Here is a 19,672-nt window from a genome sequence, read left to right as displayed (position 1 = left end):
ACCAGCGAAGCTGGTGGAGGGGCGGTGCCCCCGTCCACCGCGCCCGCCGCAAGCCCCCACCACCATCCTGCGGATGGTCCCCCTCCCCGGTTCGGAGAGGTCTTGAAGGGTGAATTCCCCGGCCTCGCTGACGGCTGGCATTATCTGGACTCTGCCGCCACCGCACAAAAGCCGCAGGTTGTGATCGACGCCGTCACCCGCGCCATGGGCGGGGACTATGCGACAGTGCACCGCGGCGTCTATGCTCGCTCGGCCAACATGACGCTGGCCTTCGAAGCGGCGCGGACCAAGGTGGCCGCGCTGATTGGCGCTCCGGCCGAAGAACTGGTGTTTACGCGCGGCGCGACCGAGGCGATCAACCTCCTCGCCTATTCCTGGCCGGACAAGGGCCGCGTGCTGCTCTCCACCCTGGAGCATCATTCCAATATCGTGCCGTGGCAATTGGCTGGCTGGCAGGTGGACGTCTGCCCGCTGACCGCGGATGGCCGGATCGACCTGGATGCGGCCGAGGCGATGCTGACGCCTGATCACAAGATGGTCGCCTTTGCCCATGTCTCCAACGTGCTCGGCTCGATGCTCGATGCAGAGCGTGCGGTTGCCCTGGCGCACCGGGTGGGGGCGAAGATCCTGCTCGACGGGTGCCAGGCCGTGGCGCGCCTGCCGGTCGATGTCGCGGCGCTGGGCTGCGATTTCTATGCCTTTTCCAGCCACAAGCTCTACGGCCCGACCGGGATCGGCGCGCTGTGGGGCCGTGCCGAGTTGCTGGACCGCATGGCGCCGTGGCAGGGCGGCGGCGCGATGATCGAGCGAGTGACCTTCGCAGGATCGACCTTTGCCCCGCCGCCGCAGCGGTTCGAGGCTGGCACCCCGGCGATCATCGAGGCCATCGGCTTCGGTGCGGCGGCGGACTATGTCCGCGCGATCGGCCTGCAAGCGATCCACGATCACGAGGCCGCGCTGGTGGCGGAATTGCGCGCGGCACTGCGCGCCCGCAACGACATTATCCTGTTCGGGCCGGAAGAAAGCGCCGGAATCGTATCTTTTGCGATGGACGGGGTTCATCCCCACGATCTCGGCACCATATTGGACGAGGAAGGTGTGGCGATCCGCGCTGGGCACCACTGCGCACAGCCCCTGATGGACCATCTGGGCGTGCCTGCCACGGCGCGGGCCAGCTTCGGGCTTTATTCGGACAGCGAAGACATCGCCGCACTGCTGCGCGGCATTGAAAGGACACGGAGAATCTTCGGATGAGCGAGGAATCCAAATTCATCGTCGAGGAAGTTGCCAGCGTTCCGGCCCCGCCGCGCGCCAAGGTGGAAGATGCCGAAACTCCCGCCGACAAGCTGGAGCGCAAGCGCGACTATCTGGAAGGCTTCCTAGCGGAAAAGCCGCAAGGGGCAGCTCCGGGAGAACCGGGCGGCGATATCTATGAAGGCGTGATCGCCGCGCTGAAGGACATTTTCGATCCGGAAATCCCGGTCAACATCTATGACCTGGGCCTGATCTACGGTGTCGACGTTGCCGAGGATGGCGGGGTTGCCGTGACCATGACGCTGACCACGCCGCATTGCCCGGTGGCCGAATCGATGCCCGGCGAAGTCGAACTGCGCGTCGGTGCCGTGCCCGGAGTGCGCGATTGCGAAGTGAACCTGGTCTGGGATCCGCCGTGGGACCCGGCCAAGATGAGCGACGAAGCCCGGCTGGAGCTTGGAATGCTATGACCGATCCTATTTCCGCTCGTCCTGAGGAGGAAGCGAAGCCGAAGGCAGAGCGGCCGTCTCGAAGGGCTGCCGTGATCCTCACCCCCGCTGCCGAAGCGCGGGTTGCCAAGCTGATGGCCGAAGCGCCCGAAGGGGCGATCGGCGTGAAGCTCAGCACGCCGCGCCGGGGCTGTTCGGGTCTGGCCTATTCGGTCGACTATGTGACCGAGGCCAGCCCGATGGACGAACGGATCGAAACGCCGGGCGGGCTGTTCTTCATCGACGCGGCTTCGGTGCTCTACCTGATCGGCAGCACGATGGACTGGCAGGAAGACGACTTCACCGCCGGCTTCGTGTTCAATAACCCGAATGCCAAGGGCAGCTGCGGCTGCGGCGAAAGCTTTACCGTTTGATTCAGGGGCGCGGGACGAAGGTTTCGCCGGTTTCCGCGTCGATAAAGGCGATCAGCGCCTTTTCCAGATCGTCAAGGTCTTCGTCGATCTCCAGCATGTCCTGCAACCAGCCTTGTTCCGACTGGGTGAACATGGCGGCGACCTGCGCATTGTCGTCCCAATCGTCCAGCGGCTCGCGCCCGTCGCTGCCCAGTTCGAGCAGGCTGGCGAAGCCGGTTTCCACTTCGGCCTTGGCTATCCGGCCCAGGAAGCTGCCGATGCCGGCCCCTTCGCGGGTCATGAATGCTTCCAGCTCGCGCATCCGTTCGGCACAGGGGGCTTCCTCTCCGGCAAAGCCGAGCAGGAACTGCGCCACACCTTTGACGAACAGGTCCTGCCATTCCGGGCAGTTCACTTCGTAAAGGGTCGCGTCCTTGATCCGGAACAGCATTTCGGCCTCGGCCTTGCTGACCCCGGCAGGCACTTCACTGCCCGTGCCAAAGATCATGCGCCTGAGCAGGGCCACTTCGGTCTGGTTGATGCCGCAGGGGTCCAGGTGGCCATGGCGGGTCGGCCCGTCACCCATGATGACGGCTTCCTCGATCTGGCGCAGGGCATAGGCGCGCAGGCTCTGCGGCACGCTGCGGGCCACTTCGATCACGCGGACCAGCAGTTCCAGTTCCGCCATGGTGCCGACGCGCCCGTCGCGGTCGATCCGGGCGATCAGCTCGTCCGCCATTTCCGCATCGATATAGCCGCGGGGCTCAACCGTATCGAGCATGAAGCTGGTCAGCGCCTCGACAAAGAAGTCGCACCACTCCGGCCCCGGCTGGTCGAGCGTTTCATTGGTTACGAACAGCGATTCGGCTTCGTCCGGACTCATCCGTCCGTCCGCCCAGCCAAGGCGGCGCAATTCGCTTATTTCGTTGGCGGTTATCCGCCCGTCACCTGCGAACTGGACCGTCAGGTCACCGAATTCCATGCTCATCGCGGCAAGGCCCCATGGTCAAAACAGGCCTTCTCTGTGGCGAAATAACCTTAAATCACCGTTACCCTTGACCCCTCACCTTATTTCCCGCGCAGGCTGGAGACGCAGGCGGCGCGGTCCACGTCCTGCCCGTCGCTGGCGCGGCGCGCCTCGACATGGGTGGCGGTAACTGGCCCGCCGGCGGTGGCCGGGTACAGGAACACGTCGAGCACACAGGCACGGCCAGAGAATTGCAACTTGCGCGCATCGCCCTCCCACACGTCCAGCCGGGCCGGGCCGAACTGGCGGACCAGGTCGTCAGGTCCGGCGCCGATCACGCCTTCCAGGCCCGGAGCGGAAAGAATGCGCGGCTTGGGCGGGGTGAGAGGCGCGGTGGTGCGCGTAACCGGGCGGATCTGCACCGGCTTGCTCGTCTTGACTGGGGCGGGCGTGCTTTTCACCGCGCCTCCGCCAGAGCCGCAGGCGGAGAGAAGCAGGCCAAGCGCGAAGGGTAGGGCAAGACGGGACAACACCATGCCCCCCTTTGCGCCAGATCCCCTGCCCTGTGCAAGCCGCGCGCATTGGCCATGTCTCAACGCTTTCCTGTTCCGACAAAAGCCGCTAGGCGCGCTTCGCCTTATTTTTCAGCTATCACAGGATTCTCCCCCCATGTCCCAGCCGTCCACCCAGGTCATCGCCATTGGCAATGCCATCGTCGATGTCATGGCTCCTTGTGATGATGCGCTGATCGAGCGGTTCGGCATGACGCGCGGCGGGATGACGCTGATCGACACCGACCGCGCAAAAGAGCTTTATGCGGCCATGGGTCCGGCGCGCGAGATTTCGGGCGGTTCGGCGGCGAACACCCTGGCGGGCCTGGCCGCACTGGGCGCGCGCTGCGCCTTCATCGGGCAAGTGGCTCAGGACCAGCTGGGCGAAGTCTTCGCGCACGACATTCGCGCGGGCGGAATCCGGTTCGATACGGCGGCGCGCGCCGGCGATCCGCCCACGGCCCGCTGCCTGATCTTCGTCACCCCCGATGGCCAGCGCACGATGAACACCTTCCTGGGCGCATCACAGTACCTGCCCGCTGCCGCGCTGGATGAAGCGGCAATCGCCGATGCCGAGATCCTCTATCTCGAAGGCTATCTGTGGGACCCGGAAGAGCCGCGCGCCGCCATGCGCCGCGCCATTGCGGCGGCGAAGAGCGCCGGGCGCAAGGTGGCCTTCACCCTGTCCGACGCTTTCGTCATCGACCGCCATGGCGACGATTTCCGCGCGATGATCGACGCGGGCGACATCGACATCCTGTTTGCCAACCACATCGAACTGGCCTCGCTGACGGGACAGGACGATTTTCACGCCGGGATCGACGCGCTCAAGGACAAGGTTCCGCTGCTGGTCGTCACCCGCAGCGAACAGGGTGCAGTCGCGGCGAGCGGGGGCGAGCTTTACGAAGTTCCAGCAGAACCGGTTGCCAAGGTGGTCGACACCACCGGGGCCGGCGACCTGTTTGCCGCCGGATTCCTCTATGGTCACGTCAATGGCCGCGCGATCGACGAATGCCTGACCATGGGCGCGGTCTGCGCGGCGGAAATCATCTCGCACTATGGCGCGCGGCCCGAAGCCAGCCTGACAGAGCTCGTGGCCAGGCGGCTGGGCTAACTATCCCATTTCGGATAGCGCAGGATCGGGGTCTGCCCGCGCAGGAAGTCGCGCGGCAGGGTGCCGGTCAGCGCCTTGAAGTCGCGGATGAAGTGCGACTGGTCGGCATAGCCCGCCTCGTGCGCCAGATCAGTCCAGGGCGCATCCGGCTCCAGCTCCTTGCGGTGAACGGCATGGCCGATCCGGCAGATCCGGGCGTAGTGCTTGGGGTTCAGTCCGGTCAGTTGGCGGAACCGCCGCTGGAAGTGGCGCAGGGACAGTCCCGCCGAATCGGCCAGGTCCTGGATCGGCACGGTCCCGCGCATCATCCGTTGCCGGCTCGCCTCGCGCGCCACGGGATCGTTGCAGACCCGCCCTGCGGTGAGCGATTTCAGCCATTCGTCCACCGGTGCTGCCATGCCTTGCCAGTCGGGCGTGGCACGAAGCTGCTCCAGCAGGCCATCGGGCAGAGTGATGGGAATAAAGCCGTCGACCAGGGTCACCGGATCGACGCGGAAGAACAGTGCCGCCGCCGCCGGTTGCAGCCGCGCCGAAAAGGTTCGCAGCTGCCCGGTCACCTCCATGTCATAGCGATAGTGGGTCAGCGGCCCGAACAGCCCGGCCTGCGGTGCTTCCAGCCGCTGGCGCGTTTTCAGGTCATGCAGCGCATGGCTGCCTTCCAGGATGATCTGGACGAAACAGTTGGGGCGGGCCGGAATGACGCGGCGGACCAGGTGGCCGCGATCAGCGATTTCACCCCCGACATAACCGATGAGACATGAGCCGAGCTCCGCGCTGGAACTATCGACCAGGGTAATCTTCACCCCGAATTCTCCCAAACGTGCGCAAAGGCACCTTCAGGTTAATTACATAGCTTCACGTTTTACTTCGCGCCAGCCAATATCGCGGCGACAAAAACCTTCCGGGAAAAGTATCTTGTCGACTGCGGCATAGGCTTTTTGCTGGGCGCTGGTCACATTCGGACCGCGCGCCGTGACATTCAGGACCCGGCCTCCATTGGCGACCAGTTGCCCATCCTTCAGGGCGGTTCCGGCATGGAACACCTTGGCGCCATCGGCTTCGGCAGCGGCGAGTCCATCGATCGCGCCGCCCTTTTGCGGAGTGTCGGGGTAGCCCTTTGCCGCCATGACCACGGTCAGCGCCGTTTCGGGCGAGAATTGCGGCGCGGGCAGGGCGGCCAGCCGGCTCTCCGCCGTGGCCAGCATCAATTCGGCCAGATCGCCTTCGTAGCGCTGCATCAGCACCTGGCATTCCGGATCGCCAAAGCGGCAGTTGTATTCGATCAGCTGGACGCCCTTGGGGGTCAGCATCAGCCCGGCATAGAGCACCCCGGAATAGGGCACGCCCTCGCTGGCCATGGCCTGCACCGTCGGGATCACGATCCGCTCAAGCGCTTCGCCTTCGAGCAGCGGAGTCAGGACCGGAGCTGGGCTATAGGCGCCCATGCCGCCCGTGTTGGGCCCAGTATCGCCATCGCCAACCCGCTTGTGGTCCTGCGCCGATCCGAACGAGACGACGGTATGGCCGTCGGTAATGGCAAAGAAGCTGGCTTCCTCGCCTTCCAGGAATTCCTCGATCACGGCTTCCGCCCCGGCAGCGCCGAACCGGCCGGAGAAGATTTCGCGGACCGCTTCCTCGGCTTCCTCGCGGGTCATGGCCACGGTCACGCCCTTGCCCGCAGCCAGGCCATCGGCCTTGATCACCACGGGGATGGTGAATTGATCCAGCGCGGCCAGCCCCTCGGCCTCGCTGGTGACGCGGCGGAATGCGGCGGTGGGAATATTGTGGCGAGCGCACAGCTCCTTGGTGAAGGCCTTGGACCCTTCCAGCTGGGCAGCGGCCTGCGAAGGGCCGAACACCGGCAGTCCGGCGGCGCGCAGGCTGTCACCCAGGCCATCGACCAGCGGCGCTTCGGGGCCGACCACCACCAGGCCGATGCCCTGCGCGGCGCAGAATTCCGCGACATGGCCATGATTGCCAAGATCGAGCGCGACCAGTTCGGCATGTTCGGCTATGCCGGGGTTGCCCGGACTGGCGAACAGTTTCGTGCACAGGCGGGATTGCGCCAGCTTCCACGCCAGCGCATGTTCGCGGCCGCCCGAACCGATCAGCAGGATATTCATGTCAGCGCCGCCTTATTTTGAAGAAGAATCCGCCGGGCTGGTAGCGAAGGAAGCGGCTGGCGACAACGCCGCAGCGCTATCCGTGTCCGAGATTTCCGCACTGCTGAAGCGCACGGTTGAGGATCGCTTCGGCTTTGTCCGCGTGCGCGGAGAGATCAGCGGGTTCAAGCGCGCCGCATCGGGCCACGTCTATCTGTGCCTCAAGGACGAAAATGCGCGGCTCGACGCGGTGATGTGGCGCGGCACGGCACAGCGGCTGAATTTCCAGCCGGAAGACGGGCTGGAAGTCGTCGCGACCGGCAAGCTCACCACCTATCCAGGGCGGTCGAACTATCAATTGGTGATCGAGCGGATGGAAGTGGCGGGCGAAGGCGCGCTGCTCGCCCTGCTCGCGCGCAACAAGGCGCGGTTCGAGGCGGAAGGGCTGTTCGCGCCAGAGCGCAAGCGGGCCTTGCCATTCCTGCCGCGCACCATCGGCGTGGTCACCTCGCCGACTGGCGCCGTGATCCGCGACATTCTGCATCGGCTGGCCGACCGTTTCCCGGTGCGCGTGCTGGTCTGGCCGGTCCTCGTCCAGGGTCAGGGCGCGGCAGAGCAGGTGGCCGCAGCGGTGCGCGGATTCTCCGGCATGGCCGCGGGCGGACCGCTTCCACGGCCTGACCTCGTGATCGTGGCACGCGGCGGCGGCTCGATCGAAGACCTCTGGGCCTTCAACGAGGAAGCGGTGGTCCGCGCCGTCGCGGATTGTTCGATCCCCATTATCTCCGCTGTGGGCCATGAAACCGACACGACGCTGTGCGACTTCGCCGCCGATCGCCGCGCGCCGACCCCCACTGCCGCAGCCGAAATGGCGGTCCCGGTCCGCAGCGACCTGATCAACCAGATTGGCGAACTGACCCTGCGCAAGCGCCGCGCCGTGCTGCGCCCCCTGCAATTGGGGCGCGAGCGGTTGGCCGCGCGCGCCGAACGCCTGCCCGCGCCGCAAGCCCTGCTCAGCCCGCAGGCGCAAAAGCTGGACGAACTGTCCGAACGCTTCCGCCGCGCCTTGGGCGATCGCACCATGCTGGCGCGCGGAGAGCTTCAGCGCGTTTCCGGGCGGCTGTCCCTGCCCCTGCTCGCGGCGCGGGTCCAGACGGCGCGTGGGCGGCTGGACGGCCTGGCGCGATTGTTCGTGTCGCTCGATCCCGACAAGGTCCTGGCGCGTGGCTATGTCCGGGTTACCGATCCCTCCGGGCGCACGTTGACCAACAGGGCCGCCGCGTCTGGCGCGGCGTCGCTCAACCTTCATTTCCAGGATGGCGAACTGGCCGTCAGCACCGGCCCCGCGCCCATGCGAGCCGCGCCCCGACCCAAACCCGCCTCACCCCCGGACGATAGCCCGCAAGGCAAATTGCTCTAGACCGCGCGGTTTGCTAGGGTGGCCCCATGCTGATGAACTCCGCCGACCGCCCCGCCATGCTGTTCTTCCAGGCCAATGGCTTCCGCGTCCTCAGCCCGGGCAACCACGTGGTCTGCGCGGTCAGCGGCGAACCGATCCTGCTCGAAGCCCTGCGGTACTGGAGCGTCGAGCACCAGGAAGCCTACGCCAGCCCGGAACTGGCAACCCGGCGGTTGCTGGGCAAGTAGGGTTATCCCCGCAACGCGGGATAACCCCTTGATCTAAAGCCCTTAGTAGGCGGCGTGAGGGACTGCCTGTTCCTCCCAAAGCACCTCTCCCTGGTCCAGAACCCCCAAAACTCGGCACTTATTCGGGACTCCCGCCTGTTGCGCACATGCAACAGGTGTGACCCTGAAAGCTTCCAAAATGGGAAAATCCTTTGCCCGAGCGGGGGCTTTTCGTCATTCAGGGTTCATCTTTTCCGTATTGTAGCTGGGGTTTTGCCCAGTTCGGATGCGGAAATGACCAAAATCCGCGTGGTATCTGCGCGGGATTTTACAGAGGAACTGACCTGTGAAAAAGCAAACTATTACCGCGCTGAAGGCCGGCACTGCACCGATGGTGCTGGGGCTGGCCTTGATCAGCACTCCCGTGCTTGCTCAAACGACAACGGACGAAGCTGCTCCGGAAGATCAGACCATCGTGGTCACCGGCTCGCTCATCCGTAACCCCAACCTGGTTCAGGCAAATCCGGTCAACGTCACCACTGCTGACCAGATCGAACTGAAGCAGTCGAACGTTGCTGAAGAAGTCCTGCGCGAAGTTCCGGGCGTTGTCGCCAACATCGGTTCGGCCGTGAACAACGGTAACGGCGGTTCTTCTTACGTTGACCTTCGCGGCCTCGGCTCGAACCGCAATATCGTGCTGCTCGACGGCAACCGCATCGCCCCGGCGGACCTTGCTGGCCGTGTCGACCTCAACAACATTCCGCTGGCTCTGATCAGCCGCGTGGATGCGCAGACCGGTGCAGCCGTGACCACCTATGGTGCTGACGCCATCACCGGCGTTATCAACTTCATCACCCGCCGCGATTTCGCCGGCATGGACCTTTCGGCCAGCGAGCAGATCACCGAAAAGGGTGACGGCAACTACTTCCGCACCGACCTTACCGTTGGTGCGAACTTCGATGACGGGCGCGGCAACGCTGTGCTGAGCATTGGTTATCAGAAGGCCGACGCGGTTTATCAGGGTCAGCGCGACTTCTCGGTTGAGCAGATCAGCTCCTATTCGGGCGGCGCTGGCGGCTCGGGCACCAGCGTTCCCTCGCGCATCACGGGCACTCGTCCTCTGACAGACGGTGTTATCAACACCCTTCCGCAATACAGCCAGACCGGAACGGCCGAAGATGGCACTCCGATCCTGGCCCTGGTCACGGGCGGCGCCGCGAACGGTGGCACGCGTCAGGTCAACTCGGCCGGTCAGGCCGTCGGGACTTTCGCAACTTTCAACTTCAACCCTTACAACGTCTTCCAGACGCCGTTTGAGCGTTTCAACATCTTCGCTCAGGCAAATTACGAAGTGAGCGACGCGGTTGAAGTTTATACCCGTGGCATGTTCTCGAAGAACACCGTTTCGACCATCATCGCGCCGTCCGGCTCGTTTGGCGGTTCGGTAACGACGAACCTGAACAACCCCTATCTGCCGGCTGCGCTGCGCAACCAGCTTTGCGCTTTCAACATTGCTCCGGTGGTTAACGGTGTGAATGCTGCAGGTGATGCGGTTTCGGGTCAGATTGCCTATACCCCGCGCTTCACCCCGACCGAGTGTGCTGCTGCTGCTACGGCCACCGGTCCGAGCGATCCGAACTATCGTACGGTAACCTTCAACCTCAGTCGCCGTGCGACTGAAGTTGGTCCGCGTATCAGCGATTACACTTCGACCGTGTTTGACATCCGTGCAGGCCTGCGCGGTGCAATCACCTCGAATATCGACTGGGATCTGAGCGGTTCGTACGGTGAGTCCGAAAAGCTGCAGACGATCAAGAACTACACTCTGCAGTCGCGCTGGCGGGAAGCCCTGCTGGCCAACAACACCGCAACCTGCATCAGCGGCAACACCGCGTGCGTTCCGGTCAATGCGTTCGGGGCTGACGGTTCGATCACTCCGGCCATGGCTGGCTTCCTGACCGAAGACAGCACAACCACGGTTCGCACCAGCTTGGCACAGGTTCGCGGTATCGTCTCGGGCGATCTCGGCTTTGCATCGCCGGGTGCCAGCACGCCGGTCGGCTTCGCACTTGGTGGCGAGTATCGCTCGTACAAGGCGCAGCAGGCGTCGGACCTCCTTGCCAAGACGCCGGGTGAACTCGGCGGTGCTGGCGGGGCTGCTCCGGACATCGACGGCGGCTACAACGTTTGGGAAGGTTATGCCGAGCTTATTGCTCCGTTGATCGAAGACCGCCCGATGTTCAAGAGCCTGACTCTTGAGGGTGGCGCTCGCTACTCGAAGTACAAGGTCGACGGCGGCGGCAACAACGAAACCTGGACCTACAAGTTCGGCGCTTCGTGGGAGCCGGTTGCTGACGTGAAGATTCGCGGTAACTACGCTCACGCTGTTCGCGCTCCGAACATCGGTGAACTGTTCACGCCGCTGACCACCGGCCTGACCAACCTGGGCGTCGATCCCTGCGCTGGTGCCGCTCCTGTTGCCAATAGCAATCTGCGCGCAGTTTGCCTTGCACAGGGCGCCCCTGCAGGTTCGATCGGTTCGATCACCAACCCGACTGCGGGTCAGGCCAACATCACCTCTGGTGGTAACCTGAACCTTGAGCCGGAAAAGGCTGATACCTGGACCGCTGGTGTTGTTATCCAGCCGTCGATGATCCCGGGCTTCTCGCTCTCCGTCGACTACTACAACATCAAGGTTAAGGACGTGATCGGTGCACCGCTGCCGGGCGACCTCGTGTCGGCCTGCTTCGGTTCGATTACTGCGGCCAGCACCACCAACCCGGCATGTACGGTCATCCGCCGTAACCCGGTCACCGGTGGTCTTGATGGTGACCCGGCGAACACCCCCGGTCTCTACGCACCCCTCAGCAACCTGGGTAAGCTGGCTACGGATGGCGTGGACCTGATTGCGAACTACAACCGTGATCTGGGCTTCGGCAAGCTGGCTCTGAGCTTCGTCGGTAACTACACCGCAAACTCGAAGTATCAGGCCACTCCGACCGGACTGGACCGTAACTGCGTTGGATACTACTCGGTCAACTGCTCGTTCACCGGTTCGATCCAGCCCAAGTTCCAGTTCTCGCAGCGCACCACCCTGTCGGTGGGCAAGTTCGATGCTTCGCTCCTGTGGCGCTGGATCGACACTGTGCAGTTTGAACCGCAACAGCTGGCTGACGATCTTGCTGCTGCCGTTGCAGGCGGTTGCCGCGATCCCAACGGTACGGACCCGGATGCCTGCATGGTTGAACCGGAATTCCGCACGATCCCGTCGGAAAGCTATTTCGACCTGACGCTGCGGTTCAATGCGACCGAGAACTTCACGTTCACGGCAACCGTTCAGAACCTGTTCGACAACAAGCCCAAGGTTGTCGGCAACACGATCGGTTCGACCTCGTACAACAGCGGGAACGTGTTCCCGTCGACCTACGATGCGCTCGGCCGCCGCTTTGCCGTTTCGGCCAAGCTGCGCTTCTGATCCTTCGGACCAGACGCACAAACGGGGGTGGGCAGCAATGCCCACCCCTTTTTGTTTGCGGCGATGCTTGACACCGTTTGAGCAAGTCGACCAACAGACGAAATGAGCCACGATAGCCTTGAAACACTGGCCCGCGAAGCAGAGAAGGCCATCGCGGAATCGCGGGCCGACGCCCATGATTACATGGTTGCAGCTCTGGGGCGGACAGCGCGGCATGAACTTGAAGCCGCAGAAGCCCTGTTTCAGCATGCGCTTGCGCTTGAACCAGGCAATCCAGCGGTATTGACCGGCTTGGCCGTTTTGCGGCGGAAGCAAGGGCGCTTGCGCGATGCCGTGCTGGCCTGTGATGCGGCCATCCGGTCCGTCCCGCACTATCCCGACGCTTGGCTTGAACGCGGGGCTATCCTGGCTTCCGGCGGGTCCAATGCCGCAGCCCGCGATAGCTTTGCCGAGGCAGCGCGCTTAGCGCCCAATCTTGCCCAGGCTCATGCCGGCCTCGCGGGCTTGGCCGCGCGTGAAGGTGACGAAGCCCGTGCACGAAAGCATGCCCAGGATGCGCTGCTGCTTGATCCGATCAACGCGGTAGCGACCTGCGCCTTGGCCAGTGCGGACCTTACTGCCAAACAGCCACAGCGCGTCATCGCTCCATTGCAGGCCTTGATAGCACGGTCGGCACAGCCCAGCCCGGATCGTTCATTTGCCTGGGGCCTGCTGGGCGATGCATTTGACCAGCTGCAGGACGTGGATCAGGCCTATCATGCCTACTGCGCGGCCAAGGCTGATTTCGCAGCAGTCAATGCACCGATGGCGGAAGGGCAACCTGGTCACCGGCAATTTGTCGAATCGATTCACTGCGGGCTGGCTGCGGTTCCCACCGGGCAATGGCACGGCGCGCGAAACCAGCAGCCGGCACATGCTGCGGAAAAGCATGTCTTTCTGCTGGGCTATCCCCGATCCGGCACGACGCTGATGGAGAACGTGCTGGCCTCCCTTCCCGGGGTAGAGGCGCTGGAAGAGCGCCCGACCCTCTCCGCCGCTGACCGGACCTACCTGATGGGCGACCATGCATTCGTCGTGGCGGGAATGAAGCGATTTGCGTCACTGGACGAAGGCTCGATTGCAGCCCTATGCCGGGACTACTGGGATGGCGTCGTCGCTTCGGGTGTTTCCTCGAATGCCCGGTGTTTCGTGGACATGGACCCTTTGAAGGGAACGCGCCTGCCTTTCATTGCAAAGATGTTCCCCCAAAGCCGCATCCTGATCATGCGCCGTGATCCGCGCGATGTGGTCTGGAGTTGTTTCCGCACCAATTTCGCCATGACAAGCGGGACTCTGGAATTCACCAGCCTGGAACGCGCCGCCCGGCACTATGCTGCAATGATGAGCCTGACCGAGGACGCCGTCGGGAAACTGGATCTGAATGTTCTGGAGGTTCACTATCACCGCCTGGTTCAGGATTTCGATCAGACCACGCGCGAGGTGTGCGATTTCCTGGGCCTGGAATGGAATGAAACTCTGCGCAGCTTTGATCGCACGGCGCAGAATCGCGGCGTGGCCACTGCCAGTTCGAGCCAGGTCCGGCGCGGGCTTTATGACGGCACTCGCCAATGGGAGCGCTATGCCCAATATCTGGAACCGGTCCTGCCGATCCTGAACCCGTGGATCGAGCGTTTTGGCTACGCTTGATCGAGCAAGGGATCGAGACCGCTCAAGGCAATTCCAGCTCCCGCAGCGACTTTCTCGGCCCAGGCAAGGACCAGGCCTATTTCCTCGCCATATGCCGCGCGAGCCGCAGCATATTCCTGCGTCCGGCTTCCGGCCGTGAATGCTTGTCCCGACTTCGAGTGTTTGTTGAAGGCAGGCCCGGACACAATATCCGCGACAGTCGCCGCATCGAACTGCACACCGAAATGATCCGCCGCCGCCGCGATTGCCCGCGCGGGCTCGGCAGTCATGCGATTGGCATCGAGCGTGCGAAGCCGCCGATCGGGATTTTTTCCAGCCAATCTCTGAAAATAGGCTTGCTGGGCCAGCCATCCTACTGCCGCCACTTGCAGATCGCTTTGCCTGAAGAAGTCCTCAGGGGCGAAACCCAGCGAGACGAACCCTTCCCGCAAATAGCCTTCAAGCAGCTCACGCACCCATAAGCGGCAGGGCAATCCCTTGCGCGCAACCGAAATGAGGAAGGTCTCCAGCGGTGCGTAGAGAAAGATGGCGCGGGCCTGTGGCCGCAGCGCGAGGAGGAGTTCCGCCAGCGGATTAACAATGTTGGACGGCTTGATTATGACCATTTCATCCGCCCCAAAGGGCCGACCCAGCAAGCGGGTCGTCAGATCGGCCAGGCGCGCTACTGCGGCGGGTTTCGCTCCCCGGCGTCGATAGCCGACCACATCGTTCAGCATGACCGGTTCGGACAGCCCCATTGCATATCCGGGGCGGTCAAATGCGCGGGTCAACAGGGTGGAGCCACAAAACGCGGAGTGAAAGAGAAAGCCCACTGGTGGATCGCTGGCGAGCGACAGACAGGCACTTGCGGGAAGATCTCTTCCCGTCGGGCGGGGGCCGAGGCAATCATCGGTCAGAAAAGGCGTGGATGCATGATCCTGCCGAGGAACATGGATAAATCGAACGCTGTCATTGCTTTCCACATAGCGGTGCGCAAGCCACGCTGGATCAGAAAGCTGGGTTTGAGCTTCGTTTGCCACGAACCGTGCTTAAGCGTGCCCGCAGGATCTCGCAACTGGCCCTTGCTGCCGATGCAGAGACCGCATATCCGTGTCCAACCTTGGGGAGGCGCTGCCAAAATGCAGAACGACCAGATCGCACCTGCAACGTCCGCGCAAGAAGCCAACGGCGCTGGCATGACCGCCTTGCGCGCACAGGATTATCAGGCTGCGATAGCTGAGTTTGAACGTGCGACTCGGCTGGATCCGGGCGCTTTGCCTCTATGGTGCAATCTGGCGCATGCGCACCGTCTGGCCGGAAACATCGACGCCGAAGGGGATGCCCTGGATCGCGCCCTGGCGATCAACCAGCTCGATTTCAGCGCCCAATTGCGCAAGGCGCAGTGGCTTCAGCGAAAAGGGAAGGAAACTGCCGCATTGATTGCCTGGCACGGGGTCCAGCAATTGGTCGAGCGGCAGGAGTTGGAAGTTTCGCCCACAGTGCGGGCGGAGCTGGATGAAGGCGCTGCCTATTGCAGAAAACTCCAGACCCGACTGGAGTCGACGGCGGACCTGCTTGTAGCGCAAGGGCAAAAAGACTGGAATGAGACGGAGCGCAGAAGGATCGGTGCCTTTGTTGACCGGGCACTTGGCCGCCGCGCCATATTCCACAACGAGTGCGCGGGCGTGCATTACCCCTTCCTGCCGGCGGACGAATATTTCGATCGGTGCCACTTCCCGTGGTTCGAGGAACTGGAGGCACATACCGACGTCATTCGAAACGAGCTGCTGGGCATCATGCGCGAACCGGGGGAGGCGATCAGGCCCTATGTTCGACTGGGGGAAGGGATTCCGGAAAACAAATGGAGCAAACTGGACGCTTCGCTGGATTGGGGGGCCTGCTTCCTGTGGGAGTATGGCGTGCCGAACCTGCCGGTGCATGAAAGATGCCCTGAAACCGCCGCTCTTTTAAGCCGGTTGCCGATTCTGAACATTCCGAACCGTGGTCCTTCGGCCTTCTTCTCAATCTTGCGCCCGCACAGCCATATACCCGCGCATACAGGCGTAACGAACACCAGGGCCATCATTCACCTGCCCTTGATCGTGCCGCCGGGCTGCCGTTTCCGCGTTGGCGGCGAGACTCGCGAGTGGATTGAAGGCCGCGCCTTCGCGTTCGACGATACTATCGACCACGAGGCCTGGAACGACAGCGACGAGCCGCGCGCCATCCTGATCATCGATGCCTGGAATCCGCACCTGTCCGATGCGGAACGCAAGGCGGTCAGCGACTACTTCGAGAAAGCCGACCTTGCGCTGACCTGAGCCGCGCTTGTCGGTTTTGCGGGGGTAGGGTAGTATCGCGGCTTGTCGCAGAAAATAGCGCCGGATTCGCGGAAGAGGTTTCCCATGCTTGGTACGGTTTTGATGTTACTGCTCACTCAGGCTGCTCCGGCTTCGGCTTCGGCAGTCGAACTGCCCCTGGCCGAACCGAATCCGAAGCAGATGAGCCAGAAGCAAATCCGCGAATTCAACTCCAAGGTACCCCGGAATCATCCTTTTTACATTCGCTGCGTGGAATCGGGCGAGATCGGGTCATTGGTGAAGAAGACCTATTCATGCCGGACAAACCGCCAATGGAAGGCGGCCGATGAAATCGGGAACCAGAACGCCCGTGACACTTACGAAGAAATGACCAGCAAATCCTGGAATACCGGCAACTGAGGGCGCCCCCTATTGTTGCTGAAGGCGTACGACACGAACCCCAGGTTGATTGTTCACCTTGGCAAAAAAGCTCCCTAGGGCGCCTTTGCGAATTGTAATCGCCTGACCGGACTTGGCGTAAGTGTCGCGGCCGTCGGTTTGCTTCCACCGCGCGCCGTCTTGCAGGACGAAGACTGTCGCGCCGTCCCTGGCCGTATAAGTCGAGGCGATCGTGGTATCGATCTGCGCGATTTCCTCGTCGTCGTTATCGCCGAACAGCTTGATTTTCGGCAGGGTCAGCCCGAACAGGCCGCGCTTGGTTTCGCGCGCCGTCGCCCGGTCCACCACCAGAATGTCCTTTTTCTCGGCCGCCGTCGCAAGTGCGGCGGCGCTGCGATCAAAACAGGCCAAGCGGGCGCTGGCGTCCACAATTGCGCGGCAGTCCAGAACCTCTCGGAAAACCGGCGGTTGTTGGGCGTTATCAGGCTGGTTTGCGTAGGCTGGCGCAGAAAACAGGCAAAGTGCCAGCAGGGCAGATCGAACGGCGTGGCGCAAGGTTTCTCTCCAGCAATGTGCAAACGAAACGCATTGTGCATCGCCGTCCGGGCGCGCGTCAATTCCCGCTATTGCGTGGAGGCGGGGGAGGCGCCACACGGCTTCGATGCGTCGGATAATGCTGCTCGTTCTGGTCGCCGTCGGCCTGGCTCCGGGTACCTGGGTGCGGACAGATCCTCCCCTTCAGGACCTGTCACCCAGGTTGAAGTGGCAAAGGGTAGCCGTGGAGCGCGACTGTTGCCGTGCTGGACCGCTCCGGCTTGAGCAGGCCTGGCAGCTGACCAGTTCCAACTTTGAATTCGGCGGCTATTCGGCTTTGCTACGAATCAGGCCGGGTCGCCTGAGGGCTTTCAGCGACCGGGGTTACTTCATGGAATTCGGTGAGCCCGGAGGTGCCCGGATTGCGCCGCGCTTCGGATCTGCCCAGCCTGGTTCGCGCGCACTCAAAACGAACCGGGACATCGAGGCCGCGACCTGGAATCCGGCCACCGGGCAGCTGTGGCTGGCGCAGGAAGGGCAGAATGCCGTGGCGCGGTATGGGCCGGGGATGCGGCTGGAGGTGCGGCGCAAGGTTCCCGAATGGCGGGACTGGCCAAGCAACTCCGGGGTCGAGGCCTTTGTCCGGCTGAAGGATGGGCGCTTCATTGCGCTGTGCGAATGCCGCGACGGATGGTTCGGGGAGTTTCGTCATCCCGCCACTATCCATTCGGGCGATCCGACGGAGGCACGACCGGCTGAAGCATTCACTTTTGCTGGTGTGGACGGTTACCGGCCGACCGACATGGCGCAATTGCCGGATGGCCGCGTCCTGATCTTGATGCGGCGCCTGGTCTGGCCGGTTCCGGCGCGCTTTGCGATCAAGGTGGCCCTGGCTGATCCGGCGGAGATCAGGCCCGGTCAGGTCTGGCGCGCGACCGAGATTGCGGAGCTTTCCGCGCCCTGGCCGGTCGACAATTATGAGGGCCTTGCCATCGAGCGCCAGCTGGACGGCACACTGGTCGCCTGGATCATCAGCGACGAAAACAGCGCGGTTTCGCAGCGCGTGCTCTTGCTGAAAGTACGGATCGACGAAACCGCCCTGCCCCCAAGATAAAGGCGCCCCCAAAGCAAAAGGCGCCCGGATAACCGGACGCCTTTGAATTGCTTGGCTCGCTTTCAGCGAATCAGGCGGCGACGGCAGCCTTCTTCTTCAGCTCGCGCTTCACCTTCTGCGCGGTGGCCGAAAGCTTTTCGTCCGAAGTCTTGAGCAGCCAGTTGTCCAGACCGCCGACATGCTCGACCGAACGCAGGCCCTGCGTCGAAACGCGGAACTTGAAGCTGCGGTCAAGACCTTCGGAAAGCAGCGTCACGTTCTGCAGGTTAGGCAGGAAAACGCGCTTGGTCTTGTTGTTGGCGTGGCTGACGTTGTGGCCGACCTGGCGGCCCTTGCCGGTCAGTTCGCAAATACGGGACATGGCAAAACTCGCTTCGAAAAACTGCTACCCAATGCGGGAGAAGGGCGGCCCTTACCGATTCCCCCTTGCACGGTCAAGGCATTGCGGCCAATTCCGCAGAAATGAGCCGCTGGCCCCTGCCCGAACCGATGCAACTGGCGCTGGATCAGGCGCGGGCCGGCGAATCGGCGGGCGAAGTGCCCATCGGGGCTGTCATCGTCAAGGATGGCGCGGTGATTGCCGCCGCGCACAATGCTCCGCGTGGCCTGCACGATCCCACCGCCCATGCCGAAGTGCTGGCGATTCGTGAGGCCGCGGCGATTCTGGGCAGCGAACGGCTCGATGGCTGCGACCTGTGGGTCACGCTGGAGCCCTGTGCGATGTGCGCCGGGGCGATTGCCCATGCGCGAATCGGGCGGCTCTACTACGCCGCTCCCGATCCCAAGGGCGGCGCGGTGGAACACGGTGCGCGGGTGTTCGAACACGAGCAGAGCCTGCACAAGCCGCAGGTCTATTCCGGCATGGGTGAGGATGAGGCGGGCGAAATGCTCCGCGCATTCTTCCGCGCGCGGCGTTAAAGCCTGAAGCGGTAGGTCAGGGCCATGCCGGCGGAGAACTGGTCCGGCTTGCCCGCCTGGACGATGGGCGAATCCTTCGCATCGCCGACCAGCCGGTCGTATCCTACATAGGTGTAGAGGCCGAAGGTCCGGTTCAGGGGCAAGCGCAGACCCGCCGTAGCGCCCACGGCATAGACGCCCGAACCCGGCTCATAGGCGGTGAAGCCCCCCGCTCCGCCAGCCGGTACGCCGTAATAGGCGCGGTTGTACTTGACGCTGCCCCAGCGCAGGCGCGGGCCGACAGTCAGGATCGCACCTTCCTTGCCCTGCCGCCAGACGTAGTCACCGGCCAGATCGCCGGTCAGCGCCTTGTGCGCGCCCAGGCCTTGGCGCAGTTCCGCACGCAGGCGCAGCGACTTGAGCGGCCAGGCATCGGCGAAGAGGCCCGCCTCCATGCCGAAACCGACTTCAGGCAGGCCAGGCAGGTCCTTCGCCTTGCGGCCCGGCGCAAAGGTCAGTGCCGGTCCCACCGCAATGCCTTTGTTGCGTTCGCCCAGCACGGCAAAGCCAAAGGCTTCATCCGGCGATTCTGGCGTCATCGGTTCACCGACGCGCCAGGTATCGACCAGGGGCAGGAAGGTAATGCGGTTAGCATCCGCGCCGGGATAGACCGGCACCCATTGCACCCCGGTTCCGATCATGACGTTGCGGCCACTGCTTTCCTGATCCTGCGCGGCTGCCGGCAGCGGCAGCATGGTCAGCAGAAGCGTGAGCGAGAGGAGGCACTTGCGAATCATCTGGTCAAAACGGATCATCGCTTGTCCTCGTTCCCG

Annotated in this window: 20 protein-coding genes; 12 read left to right on the top strand and 8 right to left on the bottom strand. The window is 63.3% G+C overall.

Features of this window, described 5'->3' with window-relative positions:
- Positions 1-102: 102 nt before the first annotated feature.
- Genes ACQKOE_RS10415 through ACQKOE_RS10405 form a run of 3 tightly spaced genes read left to right on the top strand, consistent with a single transcriptional unit; the run spans position 103 to position 2,116 of the window.
- Complete coding sequence (locus ACQKOE_RS10415) at positions 103-1,254, top strand: aminotransferase class V-fold PLP-dependent enzyme (protein WP_427512731.1); 1,152 nt, start codon at positions 103-105, stop codon at positions 1,252-1,254.
- Positions 1,251-1,724: an SUF system Fe-S cluster assembly protein gene (locus ACQKOE_RS10410; protein WP_374590926.1), complete on the top strand. Its 474-nt coding sequence runs from the start codon at positions 1,251-1,253 to the stop codon at positions 1,722-1,724. Before ACQKOE_RS10415 ends, ACQKOE_RS10410 begins: the two co-directional genes overlap by 4 nt.
- Positions 1,721-2,116 carry a HesB/IscA family protein gene (locus ACQKOE_RS10405; RefSeq protein ID WP_427512730.1) on the top strand — a complete coding sequence of 132 codons (396 nt, stop codon included), beginning with the start codon at positions 1,721-1,723 and terminating at the stop codon, positions 2,114-2,116. The genes ACQKOE_RS10410 and ACQKOE_RS10405 overlap by 4 nt, the downstream gene beginning before the upstream one ends.
- Position 2,117: 1 nt before the next feature.
- On the opposite strand, the gene ACQKOE_RS10400 is transcribed toward ACQKOE_RS10405, so the two are convergent.
- Positions 2,118-3,083 (bottom strand): hypothetical protein, encoded by a 966-nt coding sequence (locus ACQKOE_RS10400; RefSeq protein WP_427512729.1) that lies wholly within the window; start codon positions 3,081-3,083, stop codon positions 2,118-2,120.
- 80 nt (positions 3,084-3,163) lie between these two features.
- Complete coding sequence (locus ACQKOE_RS10395) at positions 3,164-3,598, bottom strand: hypothetical protein (RefSeq protein ID WP_427512728.1); 435 nt, start codon at positions 3,596-3,598, stop codon at positions 3,164-3,166.
- A 133-nt stretch (positions 3,599-3,731) separates the two neighbouring features.
- Between ACQKOE_RS10395 and ACQKOE_RS10390 the strand changes: the two genes are divergently transcribed.
- Positions 3,732-4,727 (top strand): adenosine kinase, encoded by a 996-nt coding sequence (locus ACQKOE_RS10390; protein WP_427512727.1) that lies wholly within the window; start codon positions 3,732-3,734, stop codon positions 4,725-4,727.
- Here ACQKOE_RS10390 and ACQKOE_RS10385 read toward each other — a convergent pair.
- Together ACQKOE_RS10385 and purD are read right to left on the bottom strand one after the other, a co-directional pair.
- Positions 4,724-5,530 (bottom strand): helix-turn-helix domain-containing protein, encoded by an 807-nt coding sequence (locus tag ACQKOE_RS10385; protein ID WP_427512726.1) that lies wholly within the window; start codon positions 5,528-5,530, stop codon positions 4,724-4,726. The genes ACQKOE_RS10390 and ACQKOE_RS10385 overlap by 4 nt on opposite strands.
- Before the next feature lie 42 nt (positions 5,531-5,572).
- Positions 5,573-6,850, bottom strand: coding sequence for a phosphoribosylamine--glycine ligase (purD, locus tag ACQKOE_RS10380; RefSeq protein WP_427512725.1), 1,278 nt, complete (start codon positions 6,848-6,850; stop codon positions 5,573-5,575).
- Here purD and xseA point away from each other — a divergent pair.
- The 4 genes from xseA (at position 6,849) to ACQKOE_RS10360 (ending at position 13,616) form a co-directional block, all read left to right on the top strand.
- Positions 6,849-8,249 carry an exodeoxyribonuclease VII large subunit gene (gene xseA, locus ACQKOE_RS10375; protein ID WP_427512724.1) on the top strand — a complete coding sequence of 467 codons (1,401 nt, stop codon included), beginning with the start codon at positions 6,849-6,851 and terminating at the stop codon, positions 8,247-8,249. The two genes, purD and xseA, sit on opposite strands and share 2 nt — an antisense overlap.
- 26 nt (positions 8,250-8,275) lie before the next feature.
- On the top strand, positions 8,276-8,476 hold the full coding sequence (locus ACQKOE_RS10370) for a DUF2093 domain-containing protein (protein ID WP_374590910.1): 201 nt from the start codon (positions 8,276-8,278) through the stop codon (positions 8,474-8,476).
- 370 nt (positions 8,477-8,846) lie between these two features.
- Positions 8,847-11,930 (top strand): TonB-dependent receptor domain-containing protein, encoded by a 3,084-nt coding sequence (locus ACQKOE_RS10365; RefSeq protein ID WP_427512936.1) that lies wholly within the window; start codon positions 8,847-8,849, stop codon positions 11,928-11,930.
- Positions 11,931-12,032: 102 nt separating this feature from the next.
- Positions 12,033-13,616 carry a sulfotransferase gene (locus ACQKOE_RS10360; RefSeq protein WP_427512723.1) on the top strand — a complete coding sequence of 528 codons (1,584 nt, stop codon included), beginning with the start codon at positions 12,033-12,035 and terminating at the stop codon, positions 13,614-13,616.
- On the opposite strand, the gene ACQKOE_RS10355 is transcribed toward ACQKOE_RS10360, so the two are convergent.
- Positions 13,607-14,635, bottom strand: coding sequence for a hypothetical protein (locus tag ACQKOE_RS10355; protein WP_427512722.1), 1,029 nt, complete (start codon positions 14,633-14,635; stop codon positions 13,607-13,609). The genes ACQKOE_RS10360 and ACQKOE_RS10355 overlap by 10 nt on opposite strands.
- A 99-nt stretch (positions 14,636-14,734) precedes the next feature.
- Here ACQKOE_RS10355 and ACQKOE_RS10350 point away from each other — a divergent pair, with 99 nt between their 5' ends.
- Positions 14,735-15,916 (top strand): aspartyl/asparaginyl beta-hydroxylase domain-containing protein, encoded by a 1,182-nt coding sequence (locus ACQKOE_RS10350; protein ID WP_427512721.1) that lies wholly within the window; start codon positions 14,735-14,737, stop codon positions 15,914-15,916.
- 84 nt (positions 15,917-16,000) lie between these two features.
- The gene (locus ACQKOE_RS10345; protein ID WP_427512720.1) at positions 16,001-16,315 is read left to right on the top strand and encodes a hypothetical protein; all 315 of its coding nucleotides are present in this window, start codon (positions 16,001-16,003) and stop codon (positions 16,313-16,315) included.
- A gap of 9 nt (positions 16,316-16,324) precedes the next feature.
- Here ACQKOE_RS10345 and ACQKOE_RS10340 read toward each other — a convergent pair whose 3' ends face one another.
- On the bottom strand, positions 16,325-16,849 hold the full coding sequence (locus ACQKOE_RS10340) for a hypothetical protein (RefSeq protein WP_427512719.1): 525 nt from the start codon (positions 16,847-16,849) through the stop codon (positions 16,325-16,327).
- A 106-nt stretch (positions 16,850-16,955) separates the two neighbouring features.
- Here ACQKOE_RS10340 and ACQKOE_RS10335 point away from each other — a divergent pair, with 106 nt between their 5' ends.
- The gene (locus tag ACQKOE_RS10335) at positions 16,956-17,942 is read left to right on the top strand and encodes an esterase-like activity of phytase family protein (protein WP_427512718.1); all 987 of its coding nucleotides are present in this window, start codon (positions 16,956-16,958) and stop codon (positions 17,940-17,942) included.
- A 70-nt stretch (positions 17,943-18,012) separates the two neighbouring features.
- Here ACQKOE_RS10335 and rpmB read toward each other — a convergent pair whose 3' ends face one another.
- A complete protein-coding gene (gene rpmB, locus ACQKOE_RS10330) occupies positions 18,013-18,303 on the bottom strand; it encodes a 50S ribosomal protein L28 (protein WP_374590900.1) in 291 nt (96 codons plus the stop codon).
- Positions 18,304-18,404: 101 nt separating this feature from the next.
- Here rpmB and ACQKOE_RS10325 point away from each other — a divergent pair, with 101 nt between their 5' ends.
- Complete coding sequence (locus tag ACQKOE_RS10325; RefSeq protein ID WP_427512717.1) at positions 18,405-18,860, top strand: nucleoside deaminase; 456 nt, start codon at positions 18,405-18,407, stop codon at positions 18,858-18,860.
- Here the strand turns inward: ACQKOE_RS10325 and ACQKOE_RS10320 are convergent.
- Positions 18,857-19,654, bottom strand: a complete 798-nt coding sequence (locus ACQKOE_RS10320; protein WP_427512716.1) for a MipA/OmpV family protein — start codon at positions 19,652-19,654, stop codon at positions 18,857-18,859. The two genes, ACQKOE_RS10325 and ACQKOE_RS10320, sit on opposite strands and share 4 nt — an antisense overlap.
- Positions 19,655-19,672 lie beyond the last annotated feature (18 nt).

Origin of the sequence: Novosphingobium sp. NPDC080210 (assembly GCF_050281025.1) — a bacterium.
Lineage (GTDB): Bacteria > Pseudomonadota > Alphaproteobacteria > Sphingomonadales > Sphingomonadaceae > Novosphingobium.
Note: the sequence above shows the minus strand (reverse complement) of the source record. Positions and strands in the feature narration are given on the sequence as shown.